Genomic DNA, 18,824 nt, shown 5'->3' with positions numbered 1-18,824 from the left:
AAAAACGGAAAAATTAATGTCGACAAAAGCCTTTGATCGAGTATTTATTATGAATTGTTAACTATATCGTTTTCGGCATATAAAATTCATAAATGATCCATCGTTTTAATTCAAATTGAGGAGATATTATACATATTTCAATACCACCATTCCCAATGGAGGAATATTTATTTCAATAGAATTATCTCTATAATGATACGGCTTCTTTCTGGTTGTTTTTTGTCTGTTTTTATAGGCTCCAGTTCCATTGTATTTCTTCAAATCAGAATTAAATATTTCTTTTAATTTACCTTTTATTGGAACCCCAATTTGATACTTTTCTCTTGGCACAGGAGTCATATTGGCTGCTATAATCAGATCTTTATTAGCCTCATCACTTTTTCTGATGTATACTAAAACAGAATTTTCTGCATCGCTAAAATCAATCCACTCAAACCCTTCATTTAAAAATTGTTTCTCATGTAAAGCAGCTTCCTTTTTGTAGAGAATGTTCAAATCCCTAATTAAAGACTGAATTCCCTTATGAGTATTATCCTTTAACAAATACCAATCTAGACTTTCTTTAAAATTCCATTCGTTACTCTGGCCAAATTCTAAGCCTTGAAATAGCAATTTTGTTCCAGGATGCGTAAACATATAACCATAAAGCAGACGCAAATTCGCAAAACTTTGCCACTCGTCACCAGGCATCCTGCCCAGAATAGAACGTTTTCCGTAAACGACCTCATCATGACTAAGAGGCAGCATAAAATTTTCAGAAAAAGCATAGGTCATACTAAAAGTCAAATCATTTTGATGGTGCTTTCTATAAATTGGTGGTTTAGCAAAATAATCTAATGTATCGTGCATCCAGCCCATCATCCATTTCATTCCAAAACCCAATCCGCCAACGGAAGTAGGTTTAGATACCATTGGAAAAGCCGTAGATTCCTCGGCAATCGTTTGAACATCAGGAAAAGCACTGTAAACAGCCTCGTTCATTTCGCGTAAAAAAGAAATAGCTTCTAAATTTTCGCGACCGCCAAACATATTGGGCTCCCACTGCCCTTCATCCCTACTGTAATCCAGAAACAACATTGAAGCAACCGCGTCTACACGTATGCCGTCTGCATGGTATTGATCTAACCAAAATATTGCGTTACTTATTAAAAATGACTTTACCTCGTTTCTTCCATAATTAAAGATTAAACTTGTCCAGTCTTGATGATATCCTTTTCGTCTATCTGGATGTTCGTATAAATTTGAACCATCAAAAAAACCTAATCCATGACCGTCTTCAGGAAAATGCGATGGTACCCAATCTAAAATTATCCCAATATCATTTTGATGTAATTTGTCTACTAATAATTTAAATTCTTCAGGATATCCATAACGAGAGGTCGGTGCAAAATAACCCGTTATTTGATAGCCCCAAGATGGATCATAAGGATACTCCATAACAGGCATTAATTCTACATGGGTAAAATTCATGTCTTTTACATAGGCCACTAATTCTTCGGATAATTCTGTATAAGACAACGAGCGGTTTTCATCCATCTTTTTTTTCCAAGAGCCTAAATGGACTTCGTAAACTGAATATGGAGCGTCAAGACTGTTTTTAGTCTTGCGTTTTTTCATCCATTTTTTGTCTTTCCAATTGTAGTTGTCATTCCAGACTATGGATGCTGTGGCTGGCGGATGCTCACATCTTCTGCCGTATGGGTCCGCTTTTTCGGTTATAATTCCGTTGTGATTACTTTCAATCTTGTATTTATAAACAGTACCTTTTCCAATATTAGGTATAAACCCTTCCCAGATACCACTTTCATCCCAACGCACATTAAGTTGATGTTTGCCATCAGTCCAAAAGTTGAAATCACCAATTACGGAAACGGACTTTGCGCTTGGTGCCCAAACTGCAAAATATGTTCCTTTTATACCACCTAAAGTGATACAGTGAGAACCAAATTTTTGATAAAGTCTATAGTGTTTTCCCGATTTGAATAAACCAATATCAAAATCCGTAAATAAGCTATGTGAGGTTACATGTGCCATTAATTATATTACGGTTCCTTTAGCTATTGTTGCTCCTTTTTTAATAACAATAATACCATCTCTGACCACATAGGTGTCGGTTTCGGTATCTTCCATATCTGGTTTTCCTTCAATTTTTACATCATCACCAATACGCACATGTTTGTCTAAAATGCAATTTTTTATAAAACAACGTTCCCCTATACCTGCCAATATATCGGTCTTTTTGTTAGCAATATCGTCTAAAGACTCATAATAATCGCTACCCATCATATAAGTGTTTGTAATTACCGAATCTTTACCGATGCGCGAACGAATACCTATTACTGAGTTTTGAATTTTGGCAGCACTTATCAAACAACCTTCCGCAATAACGGATTTATCTAGTTGTGTGCCTGATATTTTTGAAGTTGGTAAAATCCTAGCACGAGTATAAACACGAGCATCATTATCATATAAATTAAATTGTGGAATATTGTCTGTTAACCCAAGATTAGCTTCAAAGAATGATTCTATAGTTCCGATATCTGTCCAATATCCTTCAAAAGGATAGCTCATGGTCTTGTACTTATCAATTGATTGTGGTATAATTTCCTTACCGAAATCAACAGTACTTTCATCATCCATTAATTTCACCAATAAATCTTTGTTGAAGATATAAATCCCTGTAGAACCAAGGTAATGACGACCTTGTTGTTTCATTTCTTCACTTACATCAGATTTCCAATCTACAATGACATCCGAATTTGGTTTCTCAATAAACGAAGTAATCTGATTATGTTTATCAGTTTTCATAATTCCAAAACCTGTGCCATCCTTTGCATTTACCGGATAGGTACCAACTGAAATATCTGCTTCAGACTCAATGTGAGCTTTTATCATCTGGTTATAATCCATTTGATATAACTGGTCCCCAGACAGTATTAATGCATAGTCAAAATCGTGTTGCGTAAAATGATGCATACTCTGCCGTACAGCATCTGCTGTACCTTGAAACCATTGATCACTTTTTATGGTTTGCTCCGCAGCCAATACATCTACGAAGGCAGAACTAAAAAAACTAAAATGAAAGGTGTTTTTGATATGTTTATTTAACGACGCAGAATTGAATTGCGTTAACACAAACATTCTTTTTATATCAGAATTAATACAATTTGAAATAGGGATATCTACCAATCTGTACTTTCCCGCAATTGGCACTGCCGGTTTAGAACGTTTTTCTGTGAGAGGATAAAGCCTTGAACCTTGTCCGCCTCCTAGTATTATAGCCAACACCTTGTCATTAATCATAGTCTTAGTTTATTGATTTATATAAATTGATATATGCCTGAGCAGAAACATTCCACGAATGGTCTATTTCCATTATTCGCTTTCTATTTTTTCTAAATGCGGTAGTGTTATTATAAAAATCAACAGCTCTATCAATGGAATAAACAACATCACTAACGCTCACTTGATTATGGCAAATACCAAAACCTCCATCACCAATATCAATAACCGTATCTTTTAGTCCACCAATTCGTCTTACTATTGGCACTGTTCCATAGCGCAAAGAATACATTTGGTTTAGTCCGCAAGGCTCAACACGAGACGGCATTAACAGAAAATCTGCACCAGCATACATAATATGTGAAAGCCTTTCATCATAACCGATAAATGCATTATAGTTGCCTTTGTAATGAGGAATTAAACTCATAAGTTGGCTCTCAGTTGTTTTGTCTCCAGAACCCAATACCAAAACGGAAATTTGTCTGTTCTTTAAAGCTTCATAGCAAATCGCAGGAAGCAACTCTGCTCCTTTTTCGCCAACTAAACGACCAATAAAAACGAACAATGGTTTTGATGCGTCCAAATCAAACTGTTGACACAACCACTTTTTGTTTCCTAATTTCCCGGCTTGTAAAGTAGATTTTTTATAATTCTTTATGAGATAATCATCAGTTTCAGGATTCCAAACCTTGGAATCAATACCGTTTAATATCCCAACACATTTGCCACTTTCGGCTCTCAATAAGCTTTCAAGACCATTAGCCCGGAGTTTCAATTCCTCCATATAACTTGGTGACACCGTTGTAACGCGCCACGCGCATTTTATGGCTGCTGCAAGTGGATTCACAATACCTTTCCAATCCAATAGTCCTACTTGCTTTATATTAAATTCTGGTATCTTATATAAGTTCTCATGACCAAACCAGCCTTGATATTGTGCATTATGTATCGTGGTTATAATTGGAATATTATTCAAACTTTGGTAATTATAACTTTCCTGTGCCATAAAAGGTATAAGACCTGTATGGTGGTCGTGGCAATGGATGTAATCTGGTTTTTTATCTAGAGTAAGAATCCAATTCATTACTGCAATCTGAAATGCCAAAAACCGATCCATGTCGTTGGACGAATACACATAATCCTGATAAAGCAAATGCTCAATATGAACAAAATAAATATCGAATTCTAAAACGGCCTGCTCAGTTTGCAAAACCTGGTAAGGTATGCGCTGATTGCCTAATATAAGAATTCCCTCATGTGTAGATTTAAAGTTGTGTTTTTTACTAAATGAATTATTGTAAAAAGGCATGATAACGGCACTTTTTGCTCCTAGTCCATTTTGATATTTAGGCAAGGCACCTACGACATCTGCCAATCCACCAACCTTGGCAACCGGATAACACTCTGCGCTAACATGCAAAATTCTCATTTGACTTATTTTCTTGTAAGTTATAAATTTAACAATTTTTATGTCATAAGCCTTACTTAAAGTCCTAATGTTAAAGAAAAAATAAAATCAAACGATTTCGTAATTAAATTAACGTTAATACGACTAAACCAACGTACAAAATTTGTAAATTTATATTATGAAAAAGACTATATTATTATTGACTATCGGGTTGTTTTTAAGCTGTAATTCTTCGGCTCAAAAAAAGGAAACCAAATCCCAAGAAAAATTTCCAGTTACTAAAACTGAAGCAGAATGGAAAGCCGAATTAACAGATGAACAATTCTACATTTTAAGAGAAGAAGGTACTGAACGTCCGTTTTCCAGTCCTTTGAACAAGAAATATGAAGACGGTACTTATCACTGTGCAGGATGTAACACACCATTATTTAAAAGCGAACACAAATTTGATTCCGGTACAGGTTGGCCAAGTTTTGACAGACCTATTGAAGGTAACGTAGCTTTTGGCACAGATAACAAATTGGGCTATACTAGAAACGAGGAGCATTGTGCTACATGTGGCGGCCATTTAGGCCATGTATTTAATGATGGGCCTAAAGAAACAACTGGCAAACGCCACTGTATCAATGGAGATGCCTTGATATTTGTTCCTGCAGATAAATAATTTTATTGCACATGAAAAGTTTCTTGCCAAGTGTTATTAAACAGTTTGAATATTATAAGACACTTGGCGAAAAGACTTTTGAACAACTTACATTTGAACAGCTTCAGAAGCAGTTGGAAGAGGATTCTAATTCCATTTCTATTATCGTAAAACATATGACTGGCAATATGTTAAGCCGTTGGACCAATTTTATGACAGAGGACGGTGAAAAAGAATGGAGAAACCGTGACACGGAATTTATAGATACTTTTAACTCTAAAGAAGAATTATCAACCACTTGGAACAAAGGATGGGCTTGTCTCTTTGTAGCTTTAAAGTCGTTAACTAAAAGTGATTTTGAACGAGTTGTTTATATAAGAAACCAAGGGCATACAATAGCTAAAGCCATTAATAGACAGATGATGCATTATGCCTATCATGTAGGACAAATTGTTTATATAGGCAAACTACACAAAGGTAAGGAATGGCAATCGCTTTCTATCCCTAAAGGAGCATCCTCTAGTTATAATGAGAAAAAATTCAGCAAAGAAAAAGGACGAAGACACTTCACAAAAGACTTATAAAATAAAATAGACCAAATGAAATTAATCATTTGGTCTATTTTTTTATTTATCTATTTGGAGTTATTTTTTGTAAATAACTTTGGCGTTTTTAGCCATTTCATCTAAATCGTTCATTGAGTTTACATAAGTGTAATTATTATTAAAAGAACGGTCAACTTTTTTACCAACGATAATATGTTTTACATCCAAATCGGGTGCGTTAAGCTCTACCTGATCTTGAATTCTCATTGTTTTACCATCTAAATCTGTTTCCATCTCTTCAATTGTAGAGATAACATAGAGTCTGTTATTACTAGCTCTAATTTCTTGAATCTCTATATCGTGCTCTTTACCTTCAACCTCTGCTTCGACAACAATAGATCTCTCCATTTTGTCTTCACCAGGCATATCAACATCTAGGTAAGGAACTTCCACTTCCTCTTCTTCCATTACAATAACAACCTTAGGTACTTCTACCATCTTTGTTCTTGTACCAACATTGACATCTGCCCAGTCTACATCGTATTCCGGTAATTCACCTGAGTCGGCATCTACATCGACGTCCACTGACGGCAACTCACCGCTCTCTTCTTTATCTACTTTGCAACTTGTTATTATTGCAGCTAAACTTAATAATATTAGAAATTTTTTCATTTTTTTGAGATTTTATATTAGTTAATTTTTAGACTATATTTTTAGTCTTAGTGTCAAATTTAAAATATTGTCTTTGTAATCCTTAACGCATAAGATTTATATATTATCCCAAATAACCTAGAGTATACCTCATATTTACTTAATTAAAAAAAGGCAATGGAATATTAAAACTTAAAGGTAGCTCAACTGTACAGAAAATGATTTACCAATTAAATACACACTATTGTTATTGGATTTTTATATTTTTGTGAACTCAAAATTCATCTAATAAATTACGCATGAGTAAATACGATATTATAGTTTTAGGAAGTGGGCCAGGTGGCTATGTAACTGCAATTAGAGCCTCTCAATTAGGATTTAAAACTGCAGTTGTAGAAAAAGAAAGTCTTGGTGGTGTATGCCTTAATTGGGGCTGTATTCCAACTAAAGCACTCTTAAAATCTGCCCAGGTGTTTGAATATCTGAAGCATGCTGAAGATTACGGATTAAAAGTGAAAGATGCAGAACACGACTTTGATGAGGTTGTAAAGCGTAGCCGTGGAGTTGCTGACGGAATGAGTAATGGTGTTAAATTTTTAATGAAAAAGAACAAAATTGATGTCATTGAAGGTTTTGGAAAACTAAAAAACGGTAAAAAAATTGATGTTGATGGAAAGGAATATTCTGCAGATCATATTATAATAGCAACTGGTGCACGCTCTCGCGAATTGCCAAGTTTGCCGCAAGATGGTAAAAAAGTGATTGGCTACAGACAAGCCATGACATTAGATAAGCAACCAAAGAAAATGATTGTTGTAGGTTCTGGAGCTATTGGTGTTGAGTTCGCTTATTTCTATAATTCCATGGGAACTGAAGTAACAATTGTTGAATTTTTAGATAAAATAGTTCCTGTTGAAGATGATGACGTATCAAAACAATTAGAACGCAGCTTTAAAAAATCCGGGATTAAAATAATGACTTCCTCTGAGGTCACCAAAGTTGATACTTCAGGAACAGGAGTTAAAGCAACCGTGAAGACTAAAAAAGGAGAAGAAACACTAGAAGCGGATATTGTTTTATCTGCGGTTGGGATTAAATCTAACATTGAAAATATTGGATTGGAAGATGTGGGTATCGCCGTAGACAGAGATAAAATTTTGGTGAACGATTATTATCAAACCAATATTCCTGGATATTATGCCATTGGAGATGTTACTCCAGGACAAGCATTAGCTCACGTAGCTTCTGCAGAAGGTATTTTATGTGTAGAAAAAATTGCAGGACAACATGTAGAAGCACTAGATTATGGTAATATCCCAGGCTGTACTTATTGCTCACCTGAAGTTGCAAGTGTTGGACTCACAGAAGCCCAAGCAAAAGAACAAGGTTTGGAAGTGAAAATTGGAAAATTTCCGTTTTCTGCTTCCGGAAAAGCAAGTGCTGCTGGTACTAAAGATGGTTTTGTAAAAGTGATTTTTGATGCAAAATATGGAGAATGGTTAGGCTGCCACATGATCGGTGCAGGTGTTACCGATATGATAGCAGAAGCTGTATTAGGCAGAAAGCTGGAAACCACAGGACATGAAGTCTTAAAAGCTGTGCACCCTCACCCAACTATGAGTGAGGCCGTTATGGAAGCTGTTGCAGATGCTTATGACGAAGTAATTCATCTTTAATCTAAAAGAAAAAAGTAATTAAATAAAAAAAGCGATTCAAAAGAATCGCTTTTTTTATTTTGAATCGTATTAAAGCCTATATCCTAAACCGAGAAATACAATATTAGGAGACAACTCTTCGAAGCCTAAGGTGTATTTCATATGAATATCTAAATTGTTGGATAAATCATAAGCTAAACTTACATCTGCCCTCACCTTAAACTTATTATTAAAAATATCGAAGAAATAATTAAGACTTGGGCCAACCAAAAAATGAAAGTTATTGTTTACGTCGTATTTTAGATAAATGGGAGCATTAATAAAATTGAGTTCGCCAATTCCTTTATATACTAATTCCGGTTGAATATGAAAACTTTTGTCAATTTTAAAATCGACAAAAAAACCACCAAAATAACCAACCTCAGTATCAGGATTATCTCCAAAATTACCTTCATCAATTTTAAAAAAAGTAACACTTACTCCTCCTTTAACTCCAAATTGGGTTTGAGAATTTCCAGAAAAACTTACCGCAAATAAAAAAAGGGCTAAAATTGAATATCTCATAAAAAACTGTGTATGGCTAATTCATAGCTTTGCAAACCAAAACCGACTATAACACCTTTAGCATTGGGAGAAATATAAGATTTGTGTCTAAAGTCTTCACGAGAAAATGTATTGGAAATATGCACCTCCACAACAGGAGTTTCAATTGCTTTTACAGCATCTCCAATACCAACGGATGTGTGCGTATAAGCAGCAGCATTTAGGATAATTCCGTCATAAGAAAATCCAACTTCTTGTAATTTGTCTATAAGCTCTCCTTCTATATTCGATTGAAAATGTACCAACTCAACATTATCAAATTTTTTAATAATAGAATTAAAAAATTCCATAAAAGTAAGGGTACCGTAAATGTTAGTTTCACGCTTTCCCAATAGGTTCAGATTAGGACCATTAATAATAATTATTTTTTTCATAAAGTAAATATATAAAACTAATGCATAAAAAAACCCGACATTTTAGATGTCGGGTTGAAACAAATATTTCTCACTTTATAAATGGACCGCAAATCCAATTAAAAACTGAAGTGCATCATCATAAAAATCACTGTTCATCGATACATTGTATCTTAACTTAGGTTCAATACTCACTTTTGGGGTAATAAACCATGCATAACCACCTTCGACACCTACATAAGATGGGTTTTCATCAGCATCTTTGAAACTAGTACCCGTAAAATCTACACCGACAGGAAATTCATTTGCAATGTAATACTTAGCACCTATTTTGTAATTAAATGATGAGAAATCATCACCAAAATCAGAATACCCTAACCCAGCTTTAATAGCCAAGTTATCAATCACAAAATAACCACCTTCCGCTCCAGCTGACCACATAGTTTCACCATCAACAGATGTCAATGAAAAAGCAGTACTTCCTGTAGTCCAGGAACCTGTGTTAATTTCAATTTGCCATTTACCCTCTTGTATTGCACCGTGATCATCGTCACCTTGCGCATTTACGCTAGTAAATGCAAATACTGCAACAGCAGCACATAAAAATAATTTTTTCATAATATTTAAGTTTTAAAATTGGTTAATACAAGCTAAACACTTTTTTTGATGTTATAAAATTTTTAAGACAGAGTTATTAACATTTTTATAAACATAAAATTTTAATTCACTTATAAACAGATTATTAATTTTATAGTTATTAACATTTTGCGCTAATCTAGTATAAGTATAATGCTATATTAAATATGTATTTATTATAAGATTTAGCGATATTTGAATTATGAAATGGTCTCAAGCTCTTGCGGAATATCAGCACTATCTTAAAATTGAACGTGGACTTTCCTCTAATTCTATTGTAAATTATAGTTATGATATTAAAAAACTCGTAAAATATCTTAACCAAAACGAAATCAATGCTACTCCTGTAGAGATTGGAAATGATACAATAAAAGGATTTATTTATAATGTCTCCAAAAAAATCAATTCGAGGTCACAGGCGAGGTTAATTTCTGGGTTACGCAATTTTTTTGATTACTTAATTTTTGAAGGGTATAGGACAAATAATCCTTTGGATTTAATTGAGTCACCTAAAATCGGAAGGAAACTGCCCGACACCTTATCTGTAAAAGATATAGATCTGCTGATTGATGCTATTGATTTAGATTACACCTTTAGAAAAATCAATTTAGGACACAGAAACAAAGCCATTATCGAAACGCTTTATAGCTGTGGATTACGTGTGAGTGAACTGACAGATTTAAAGATCTCTGATTTATTTTTTGATGAAGGCTTTATCAAAGTTACCGGAAAAGGTGACAAACAACGTTTTGTACCGATTGGGACAACCACACAGAAATACATTGACACCTGGCTTTCAATTAGAAATAAGATTGAACCAAATCCAGACTCTCGAGATATCGTATTTCTTAATTTTAAAGGAGGTAAATTAACTCGTGCAATGATATTCACTATAATTAAAAACCTAGTTGAAATATCTGGTCTAAAAAAATCCATTTCGCCTCACACCTTCAGACATTCTTTTGCAACTCATTTATTAGAAAACGGTGCGGATCTCCGTGCTATACAGATGATGCTTGGGCACGAGAGCATTACTACCACTGAAATTTACATGCACGTGGATCGTTCACATTTAAGCAATGTTTTGGAAAAATACCATCCTAGAAAGTAATTTATGTTCTTATATATTTCTCGCTCTCAGAAGATTCTGAGCTTACATTATCATCTTCAGAACATGAGAGCACACCCACCAAAAGCAATATCATAACCACAGCGTGTTTCATAATATGAGGTTCTTTAATTATAATAAAGTTAAAAAAAAAAGCATCTGAAATAATAATCAGATGCTTTAATAACTTTTTGGTCTATTGTTATTTAGCAATATTGACCGCACGTGTCTCACGGATCACTGTAACCTTAACCTGTCCTGGATAAGTCATGTCCGTTTGTATTTTCTGTGAAATTTCAAACGAGAGACTTGCTGCTCTGTCATCATTAACTTTTTCACTCTCAACAATGACGCGCAACTCTCTACCTGCTTGAATGGCATATGCCTTTTTCACACCTGTAAATCCGAAAGCGACATCTTCTAAATCCTTTAAACGTTGAATGTAAGAATCCAATACTTGGCGTCTTGCACCAGGTCTTGCACCTGAAATAGCATCACAAACCTGCACAATTGGAGATAACAACGTATTCATTTCTATCTCGTCATGGTGAGCTCCAATAGCGTTACAAACCTCGGGTTTTTCTCCATGTTTCTCCGCCCATTGCATACCAAGAATAGCGTGTGGTGTTTCCACATCGGTTTCTGAAGATGGGACTTTACCAATATCGTGTAATAAACCGGCACGCTTCGCTAATTTTGGATTTAATCCTAATTCTGCAGCCATGACTCCACAAAGTTTAGCTACTTCGCGTGAGTGCTGTAATAAATTTTGTCCATAAGAAGAACGGTACTTCATTCTACCTACCATTTTAATCAATTCTGGGTGTAATCCGTGTATACCCAAATCAATAACGGTACGCTTACCTACTTCTATAATTTCCTGTTCTATTTGCTTTTCAGTTTTTCTGACTACTTCTTCAATTCTGGCTGGATGAATTCTACCGTCAGTCACCAATTTGTGAAGCGATAATCTGGCGATTTCCCTTCTTACCGAATCAAAACATGATAAAATAATGGCTTCTGGTGTATCATCTACAATGATCTCCACACCCGTTGCCGCTTCTATAGCTCTAATGTTTCGACCTTCACGACCAATAATTCTACCTTTAACATCGTCAGATTCAATATTAAAAACGGACACACAATTGTCAACGGCTTCTTCAGTTCCTATACGCTGAATCGTATTGATGATGATTTTCTTGGCTTCTTGCTGGGCAGTGAGTTTTGCTTCTTCCAATGTATCCTGAACAAATCCCATCGCATCCGTCTTAGCTTCTTCTTTCAGGGACTCGATCAATTGGTCCTTAGCTTCTTCTGCTGAGAGTGCCGATATAACCTCTAATTGTTTTATCTGACTCTTATGTGCTTTTTCTAGTTCCTCTTTTTTCTTTTCAACAAATTCAAGTCTAAAATTATAGTCCTTGATTTTATCCTCTAATGATTGATTGGATTTTTTGGTTTTTGAGAGTTCACTAGAAATCTGCGACTCTTTGTCCCGAATACGTTTTTCCGCTTCGGCCATCTTCTTATCTCGGGAAAGTATTACCTTTTCGTGCTCTGATTTGAGCTCAATAAATTTTTCTTTAGCCTGTAAAATTTTGTCTTTCTTTAATGCTTCAGCATCTATATTGGCTTGTTTTAATATTGATTTAGATTCATTTTCAGCATCAGAAATTATCTTGGAAGCCTTTCCTTTTTCTAGGGCCTTGGCTATAATGTAACCAAGTATGATACCTAAAACTACTCCTCCAACAATATATAAAATTGTATTCGTGTCCATGTTCATTATATTAGTTTAGTATATAAAAAAAGCCTACATCAGTTTTGGATTTTGTACTAAACTCCTTAAAAACAAGTTTAGGGCTAACAAGCTGATCGAAAATCCGCCTAAGATACTTTACGTGCTGAAATAAATTCAGCATAAAGCACTAGCGGCACGCTCTTACAACTTTAACTCACCCTTTTTAAAGAATTAACGTTGAGTTTGTCAAAAAATATAACTAATGTAGGCAGTAACCTTATTTTATTTAAAAGAACGTACGAGTTATATGTGAGTTTTCAAAAGTTCATTCAAAGCTTCTAGCTTTTCCTGTACTTCTTCGTTCACATACTCTTTGTCTATAGATTTTTGCTCAACTTGAGCAGCAAATTGTAAAGCACACATGGCCAAAACATCCTGCTTATCCCTAACTGAATAGTTTTGCTCAAATTGTCCTATCATGGCTTCAATTTTTTTTGTCGCCTTCCTTAAACCTTCTTCCTGACTCGGATTTATTGTCAAAGGATAAACTCTATTTGCAATAGAAAGCTTAATTTTTAATTGATCTGACATTGAATCTAATTTACAAATTTATTCTGAGAGTTGGCCTATACAATGGTCAATATCTCTAATAATTGCATTTATTTTGAGCTTTGTTTCTCGTTTATTTTCGTCACTACCAAGCATTGAGTTTGCTATTTTGAGTGTTTCATGTTTCTCAATCCAAGAAGAAATCTCTTCTTGTTGCTCCAGAAGTTTTTCTTGTTGTTCAGCCAGTTGACTGGAGAGATTGGCATTGGTCTGTTTTAAGACTTCCTGCTTATGTAAAATCTTACTGATTTTATTCTCTAAAGCATCAACAATGTCTTCTATTTTACTCATTAAAGCAATTCAATACTATTGAAACAAAGTTAACATACCTTAAGTAAAAACACAATTCTTTTACAATTATTTTTTATTTGCATAACATCAAAAGAATTAACTCGTTAAAAAAATAAAGACATTTTATCGTTTGCAAATTGTCTTCAAATTAATATTTTAGCTTCAATTGCATTTTTATGAGAAAAATCTTAGCCTTTTTATTAATTTCAAGTAGTGTTTTTTCCCAATCTGATTATCCCCAAGATTATTTTAGCAATCCTTTGGACATTCCAATTGTACTCGCTGGTACTTTTGGCGAATTACGCTCATCACATTTCCATTCTGGTCTAGACATTAAGACTAGGCAAAAAACAGGACTTAAAGTTTACAGTACTGCCAAGGGTTATGTAAGCCGAATTAAAATTGCACATTTTGGCTATGGCAAGGCCATATACATTACCCATCCCAATGGATATACAACAGTGTATGCACACCTGCAGCAACTCTCACCTCGATTAGAGCAATACATCAAAGACTGCCAATATGAAAAGGAAAGTTTTGAGGTAGAAGTATTCCCAAATTCCGAAGAATTATTAATCGATAAAAATGAAATTATAGGGTTCTCAGGAAATACCGGCAGCTCAGGCGGACCACATTTGCACTATGAGATTAGAGATAATGCAGAAAGACCCATGAATCCGATGCTTTTTGGCATTGACGTAAAAGACACCAAATCACCTTATGTTTCTGGCGTTTATGCATATCCAAAAGATGGAAATTCATTTATTAACGGTAAAAATGAACGTGTTGAATTACGTTTAATCCCAAAGAAAAATGGCAGTTACGAAGTTGAAAAAATAAATGCATATGGTAATATTGGTTTTGGTGTGGTGTCTTACGACAAGTTGGACTATGCACCAAACAACAATGGCGTAAGCAATATCCAAACTTTTTTTAATGGTAATAAAAGTCTCGAGATTGATTTTAAGCGTTTTAGCTTTGACGAATCCAAACACATAAAGCGATTAATTGACTACGAATATTTTAAAACAAACCGATCGCGTATTCAGAAATTATTTGTTCAAAAGAATAACCCGTTAAGTCTTTATAAAGATGTTTACGATAATGGGTATGTTAATGTAGAAGACAGCACGTCTTCCGTTTACAGAATTAGAATCAGAGATTTTAAGAACAATGAGACCTGGGTAAACATTCCTGTTGATGGAAATACAACAGAGAATATAACTACAACACAACCTTTAGATAATATATCAAAATCCCTAATTTATAGTGACCAACCAACAGTACTCACTGATGGAAACTTTAAAGTTAACTTTTATGACAATACAGTTTACGACGATACATTTATAGACTTCAAAGTGAGCAGCGACACATTATTTCTGCACGAGGACAATATACCGCTTCAAAAAAACTTTTACATTAATTACGACATCAGTAACTACAAAACAGAGCATCAAGACAAATTGTTTATTGCACGGCTTTATGGATACTACAAAAGACCAAGCTACGTCACTACAAAACGTAAAGGCAACATCTTAAGCGCTGGAAGTAAAACGTTTGGCATCTATACTTTGGCAATGGATACAACCGCACCGACTATTGAACCTGTAAATTTTCAAGATAAAAAATGGTTGAGCAAATACCGTTATTTAAAATTGAAAATTGATGACGATTTATCCGGAATTAGCAAATACAGAGCGACCGTAAATGGTGAGTGGATATTAATGGAGTATGATTATAAAACCAATTCTTTGGTGCATGATTTTAATGATGGCATAGTGAAGGATACCAAAAATGAATTAAAGGTTATCGTTACCGATAATGTTGGAAATAGTTCTACATTTGAAGCAACATTTTTTAGAAAATAGATTAATAAAATTGAAGAACACCTTGCTTTTAGAGTAAAGGATCAATACTGATTCTCAAATTCTAGAACGTTGTACTTGAACTAACAAAAAACTCGTATTTGAAACGCTTTCATCTTACCTCTGTCCTCTGTTTGCTTTTTGGTGTGCTCTCTTTTTCGCAATCTGCAACCATAAGAGGTGTTATTTTAGATGAAGCAAATCAACCAGTTTCAAACGTAAATATAAAAGCGAATCCAGGCGAAGGAACGACTACAAATACGAACGGTTTTTACGAATTGAAAATTCCTTCAGATATAGAGGTTGTTGTTCTCTTTACACATATCGGACATAAAAGTGTTCAGCAGAAATTTAAACTGGAAAACGGTCAGGAAATTGAATACAACCCTGTTTTAAAAATTGAAATAGAACAAATTGCAGAAGTCGTCATCAATACTAATACACGCCAATCGGTTGATGGGGTTACGACCATTTCCCCTGAAGTTATTAGAACAATAAAAGGTGCACAACCTGGTGTCGAAAATATTCTAAAAACTTTACCAGGAGTTAACATTTCCAATGAGTTGAGTACACAATATTCCGTACGTGGTGGAAATTTTGATGAGAACTTAGTTTACGTTAATGAGATCGAGGTGTACCGACCTTTTTTAATTCGCTCTGGGAATCAAGAAGGGCTGAGTTTCGTTAACACAGATTTGGTACAGAATGTCGATTTTTCGGCTGGTGGTTTTCAAGCAAAATATGGCGATAAATTATCCTCAGTCTTAGACATTACCTACAGAAACCCTTACGAATTTGGTATCAGAACAGACCTGAGTCTATTGGGCGGCAGTATTGCTGCAGAGACCGTTAGTAAAAATGGTAAGTTTTCGGGCATTGCAGGCGTGCGTTATAGAGATAATAGTCTAATTTTAAATAACCTTGAAACCGAAGGCAATGTAGAACCTGTCTTTGCAGATGCACAGACGTATTTGACTTATCGGTTTTCAGATAAATTTCATTTGAATTTTCTCGGAAATATTTCGTTGAACCGCTATAAATTTCAACCCGAAAACAGACAGACAAATTTTGGAACCTTGGAAGAACCTGTAGCACTACTCGTGTTTTACGATGGCCAAGAAGACGATAGATACCAAACCTATTTCGGCGCATTTAAAGCCAACTATTTTTTAAGTGATGACTTGACTTTAAAACTTATTGGCTCTGCATACCATACTTTAGAGCAGGAGTATTTTGACATTTTCGCACAATATAGATTAGGTGAAGTGAATTCCAATATTGGTGATGAAGATTTAGGGGAAGTTGAATTCAGTGAAGGCATTGGCTCACAACTCACACACGCTCGTAATGATTTGGATGCTTTTATTGTGAATGTTGAACATCGTGGCGATTATAACATTGATGACGAAAGTACCGTAGAATGGTCTGTAAAATACACGCATGAAGATATTAGAGATAGATTGGTAGAATATGAAGTTATTGATTCGGCAGGATTCTCAATAAGACCTCCAAATTTCACAGGTCCTAATTTTCAACCTGAAATCCCTTTTTCTGGACCAATTACTGCTTTTGAAAATATTAGGGCACTAAACAAAGTTCAAATAGACCGTTTACAAGCTTTTGCCCAATACAGCAAACGCTCTACTTGGGGAACCAATGAGGTTTTTTACAATGCAGGTGTTAGAGCCCATAGCTGGACGGTCAATGGAGATGGTATTGAATCGAATTCGCAAATTGTAGTTAGTCCACGCGCACAATTTGCGATTAAACCAGATTGGGAAAAAGATATGCTTTTTAGAATTGCTAGTGGATTGTATTACCAGCCACCTTTTTATCGCGAGTTGAGAGATTCTTCTGGTGTTGTACAGCCAAAAGTGAAAGCACAAAAATCCTTTCATATTGTACTTGGTAATGAGTACAGCTTCGAAATCTGGGATAGACCATTTAAATTAGTGTCTGAGGCTTATTACAAAAACTTAACTGATGTGAACCCTTACACACTAGAAAACGTTAGAATTAGATATCGTGCGAAGAATAATGCCGTAGCTTATGCATATGGTTTGGATTTAAGATTAAACGGTGAGTTTGTACCAGGTACAGAATCTTGGTTCAGTTTTGGTTATTTAAAAACCGAAGAAAATATAGACAATAGAGGCTACATCGCCAGACCAACCGACCAACGATTAAAGTTCGGTGTACTGTTTCAGGATTATGTGCCAAACATCCCAGATTTAAAAATGTATTTGAATTTGGTCTATAACACTGGAGTTCCTGGAGGTTCTCCAAGTTATGCAGACCCGTATGATTTTCAGATTAGATTACGTGATTATAGACGTGCAGATTTGGGTATTTCTTATGTGTTAGTGGATTCTGAAAAGACTTATAAGTCTAACTGGAAAAATACCTTTAAGGATTTATCTATTGGCTTTGAAATCTATAACATGTTCAATAACCAAAACACCATTACCAATACTTGGGTTAGGGATGTGTATTCAAAACGACAATTTGCTATTCCTAATTTTTTGACACCAAGGGTTTTTAATCTAAGGTTGTCCGCCAGGTTTTAGTCGTTAGTAAATTTAGAAACCACTAAGCCAAATTTGCTAACTACACAGTCACTACCAGTAGTTTGGTTTGCTCTTGAGTAAGCAATTTTAATTTTTGCACCGTTTGCGTCAAAAAGTCCTAATTGGTATAATAAAATAGTTTCGCTAATTTTACTTAGTCTCCCATTACCTCTTAATAACGGAATTGTTTTTTCATAAATAATAATTTCGCTCGAGTCCCCTATATCAATAGCAATAACTATAAAACCATTACCATTATTAGGAACAGCATCAAAAGATAACCGGAGAACAACAGCGTCACCAACTACCAGCGGAGTTAATTTGTGAGTGGTACTATCATAAAAATCAGCAGCTGTAGTTCCTGTAGGTGCAAATGAACTTATAGTAGAATCACTTGGATCGTTTTCAAAATCTAAATCTAAATCTACAAAATTGCTGTAATCTGTTAAATCTGGAGAATTGACAAAAGGTAAGGTGAAAGAACTGTCAAAATCATTGAGCGCAACCCAACCAGCTGTTTTATTATTTGGCGCGTCTGTAGATTCCATTTCTTCCCAAACCGTGCCGTTATAAAAATAAAATGCATTTAAATCTATATCAAAAACCAAAAGCCCTGTGGCAGGTGAAGCTATGGATGTTCTGTCTGTAGTTAACATTCTTGGTGTCAACATGCCTTGAGAATCAGAATCCATTTCTAAAATTGATGAAGGGTCTGGATCGGTAGTACCAATGCCTACTTGAGCAGTTAAGCTATAACTGCAAATAATAAAGAATAATAACAGTAAATTAAATTTCATAACTAATTAGGATAATATTGTGATTAAGCATTTAAATATATAGTACCGACAAAACACAAATTTTACCGCT

Annotated in this window: 17 protein-coding genes and 1 other RNA gene; 6 read left to right on the top strand and 12 right to left on the bottom strand. The window is 34.8% G+C overall.

Annotated features, from left to right (window positions below):
• Nucleotides 1-126: 126 nt before the first annotated feature.
• From glgB to HM983_RS15480, 3 genes are read right to left on the bottom strand one after another with little or no spacing between them, the layout of a single operon-like run.
• Nucleotides 127-2,034 (bottom strand): 1,4-alpha-glucan branching protein GlgB, encoded by a 1,908-nt coding sequence (gene glgB, locus HM983_RS15490; RefSeq protein WP_179346646.1) that lies wholly within the window; start codon nucleotides 2,032-2,034, stop codon nucleotides 127-129.
• A gap of 3 nt (nucleotides 2,035-2,037) precedes the next feature.
• Nucleotides 2,038-3,303 (bottom strand): glucose-1-phosphate adenylyltransferase, encoded by a 1,266-nt coding sequence (locus HM983_RS15485; protein WP_179346645.1) that lies wholly within the window; start codon nucleotides 3,301-3,303, stop codon nucleotides 2,038-2,040.
• A 4-nt stretch (nucleotides 3,304-3,307) separates the two neighbouring features.
• Entirely contained in the window at nucleotides 3,308-4,711 is a 1,404-nt protein-coding gene (locus HM983_RS15480) for a glycogen synthase (RefSeq protein ID WP_179346644.1), read from the bottom strand.
• Between the two features lie 157 nt (nucleotides 4,712-4,868).
• Here HM983_RS15480 and msrB point away from each other — a divergent pair, with 157 nt between their 5' ends.
• Together msrB and HM983_RS15470 are read left to right on the top strand one after the other, a co-directional pair.
• Nucleotides 4,869-5,354, top strand: coding sequence for a peptide-methionine (R)-S-oxide reductase MsrB (msrB, locus tag HM983_RS15475; protein ID WP_179346643.1), 486 nt, complete (start codon nucleotides 4,869-4,871; stop codon nucleotides 5,352-5,354).
• 11 nt (nucleotides 5,355-5,365) lie between these two features.
• Nucleotides 5,366-5,917, top strand: coding sequence for a DUF1572 family protein (locus HM983_RS15470; protein WP_179346642.1), 552 nt, complete (start codon nucleotides 5,366-5,368; stop codon nucleotides 5,915-5,917).
• A gap of 60 nt (nucleotides 5,918-5,977) precedes the next feature.
• Here HM983_RS15470 and HM983_RS15465 read toward each other — a convergent pair whose 3' ends face one another.
• Nucleotides 5,978-6,550 (bottom strand): hypothetical protein, encoded by a 573-nt coding sequence (locus HM983_RS15465; protein WP_179346641.1) that lies wholly within the window; start codon nucleotides 6,548-6,550, stop codon nucleotides 5,978-5,980.
• A gap of 278 nt (nucleotides 6,551-6,828) precedes the next feature.
• On the opposite strand from HM983_RS15465, the gene lpdA reads away from it, so the two are divergent.
• Nucleotides 6,829-8,205 (top strand): dihydrolipoyl dehydrogenase, encoded by a 1,377-nt coding sequence (gene lpdA / locus HM983_RS15460; RefSeq protein WP_179346640.1) that lies wholly within the window; start codon nucleotides 6,829-6,831, stop codon nucleotides 8,203-8,205.
• Between the two features lie 69 nt (nucleotides 8,206-8,274).
• On the opposite strand, the gene HM983_RS15455 is transcribed toward lpdA, so the two are convergent.
• The 3 genes from HM983_RS15455 to HM983_RS15445 form a co-directional block, all read right to left on the bottom strand.
• Nucleotides 8,275-8,748, bottom strand: coding sequence for a porin family protein (locus tag HM983_RS15455; RefSeq protein WP_179346639.1), 474 nt, complete (start codon nucleotides 8,746-8,748; stop codon nucleotides 8,275-8,277).
• Nucleotides 8,745-9,161: a type II 3-dehydroquinate dehydratase gene (gene aroQ / locus HM983_RS15450; RefSeq protein ID WP_179346638.1), complete on the bottom strand. Its 417-nt coding sequence runs from the start codon at nucleotides 9,159-9,161 to the stop codon at nucleotides 8,745-8,747. Before aroQ ends, HM983_RS15455 begins: the two co-directional genes overlap by 4 nt.
• Nucleotides 9,162-9,236: 75 nt before the next feature.
• Entirely contained in the window at nucleotides 9,237-9,758 is a 522-nt protein-coding gene (locus tag HM983_RS15445) for a hypothetical protein (RefSeq protein WP_179346637.1), read from the bottom strand.
• A 220-nt stretch (nucleotides 9,759-9,978) separates the two neighbouring features.
• On the opposite strand from HM983_RS15445, the gene xerA reads away from it, so the two are divergent.
• A complete protein-coding gene (gene xerA, locus HM983_RS15440; protein WP_179346636.1) occupies nucleotides 9,979-10,887 on the top strand; it encodes a site-specific tyrosine recombinase/integron integrase in 909 nt (302 codons plus the stop codon).
• A gap of 199 nt (nucleotides 10,888-11,086) precedes the next feature.
• Here the strand turns inward: xerA and rny are convergent, their stop codons facing one another.
• The 4 genes from rny to HM983_RS15420 form a co-directional block, all read right to left on the bottom strand.
• Nucleotides 11,087-12,664 carry a ribonuclease Y gene (rny, locus tag HM983_RS15435; RefSeq protein ID WP_179346635.1) on the bottom strand — a complete coding sequence of 526 codons (1,578 nt, stop codon included), beginning with the start codon at nucleotides 12,662-12,664 and terminating at the stop codon, nucleotides 11,087-11,089.
• 58 nt (nucleotides 12,665-12,722) lie between these two features.
• Nucleotides 12,723-12,868: non-coding RNA, 6S RNA (gene ssrS, locus HM983_RS15430), on the bottom strand.
• Nucleotides 12,869-12,928: 60 nt separating this feature from the next.
• Nucleotides 12,929-13,216: a cell division protein ZapA gene (locus HM983_RS15425; RefSeq protein ID WP_179346634.1), complete on the bottom strand. Its 288-nt coding sequence runs from the start codon at nucleotides 13,214-13,216 to the stop codon at nucleotides 12,929-12,931.
• A gap of 18 nt (nucleotides 13,217-13,234) precedes the next feature.
• Nucleotides 13,235-13,525: a hypothetical protein gene (locus HM983_RS15420; RefSeq protein WP_179346633.1), complete on the bottom strand. Its 291-nt coding sequence runs from the start codon at nucleotides 13,523-13,525 to the stop codon at nucleotides 13,235-13,237.
• A gap of 176 nt (nucleotides 13,526-13,701) precedes the next feature.
• Between HM983_RS15420 and HM983_RS15415 the strand changes: the two genes are divergently transcribed.
• Together HM983_RS15415 and HM983_RS15410 are read left to right on the top strand one after the other, a co-directional pair.
• Nucleotides 13,702-15,393 (top strand): peptidoglycan DD-metalloendopeptidase family protein, encoded by a 1,692-nt coding sequence (locus HM983_RS15415; protein WP_179346632.1) that lies wholly within the window; start codon nucleotides 13,702-13,704, stop codon nucleotides 15,391-15,393.
• 98 nt (nucleotides 15,394-15,491) lie between these two features.
• The gene (locus HM983_RS15410) at nucleotides 15,492-17,957 is read left to right on the top strand and encodes a TonB-dependent receptor (RefSeq protein ID WP_179346631.1); all 2,466 of its coding nucleotides are present in this window, start codon (nucleotides 15,492-15,494) and stop codon (nucleotides 17,955-17,957) included.
• Here the strand turns inward: HM983_RS15410 and HM983_RS15405 are convergent.
• Entirely contained in the window at nucleotides 17,954-18,754 is an 801-nt protein-coding gene (locus tag HM983_RS15405) for a hypothetical protein (RefSeq protein WP_179346630.1), read from the bottom strand. The genes HM983_RS15410 and HM983_RS15405 overlap by 4 nt on opposite strands.
• Nucleotides 18,755-18,824 lie beyond the last annotated feature (70 nt).

This window comes from Winogradskyella ursingii (genome assembly GCF_013403975.1).
GTDB classification, from domain to species: domain Bacteria; phylum Bacteroidota; class Bacteroidia; order Flavobacteriales; family Flavobacteriaceae; genus Winogradskyella; species Winogradskyella ursingii.
The sequence above is the reverse complement of the archived record's forward strand: the minus strand, read 5'-3'. Positions and strand labels throughout refer to the sequence as shown.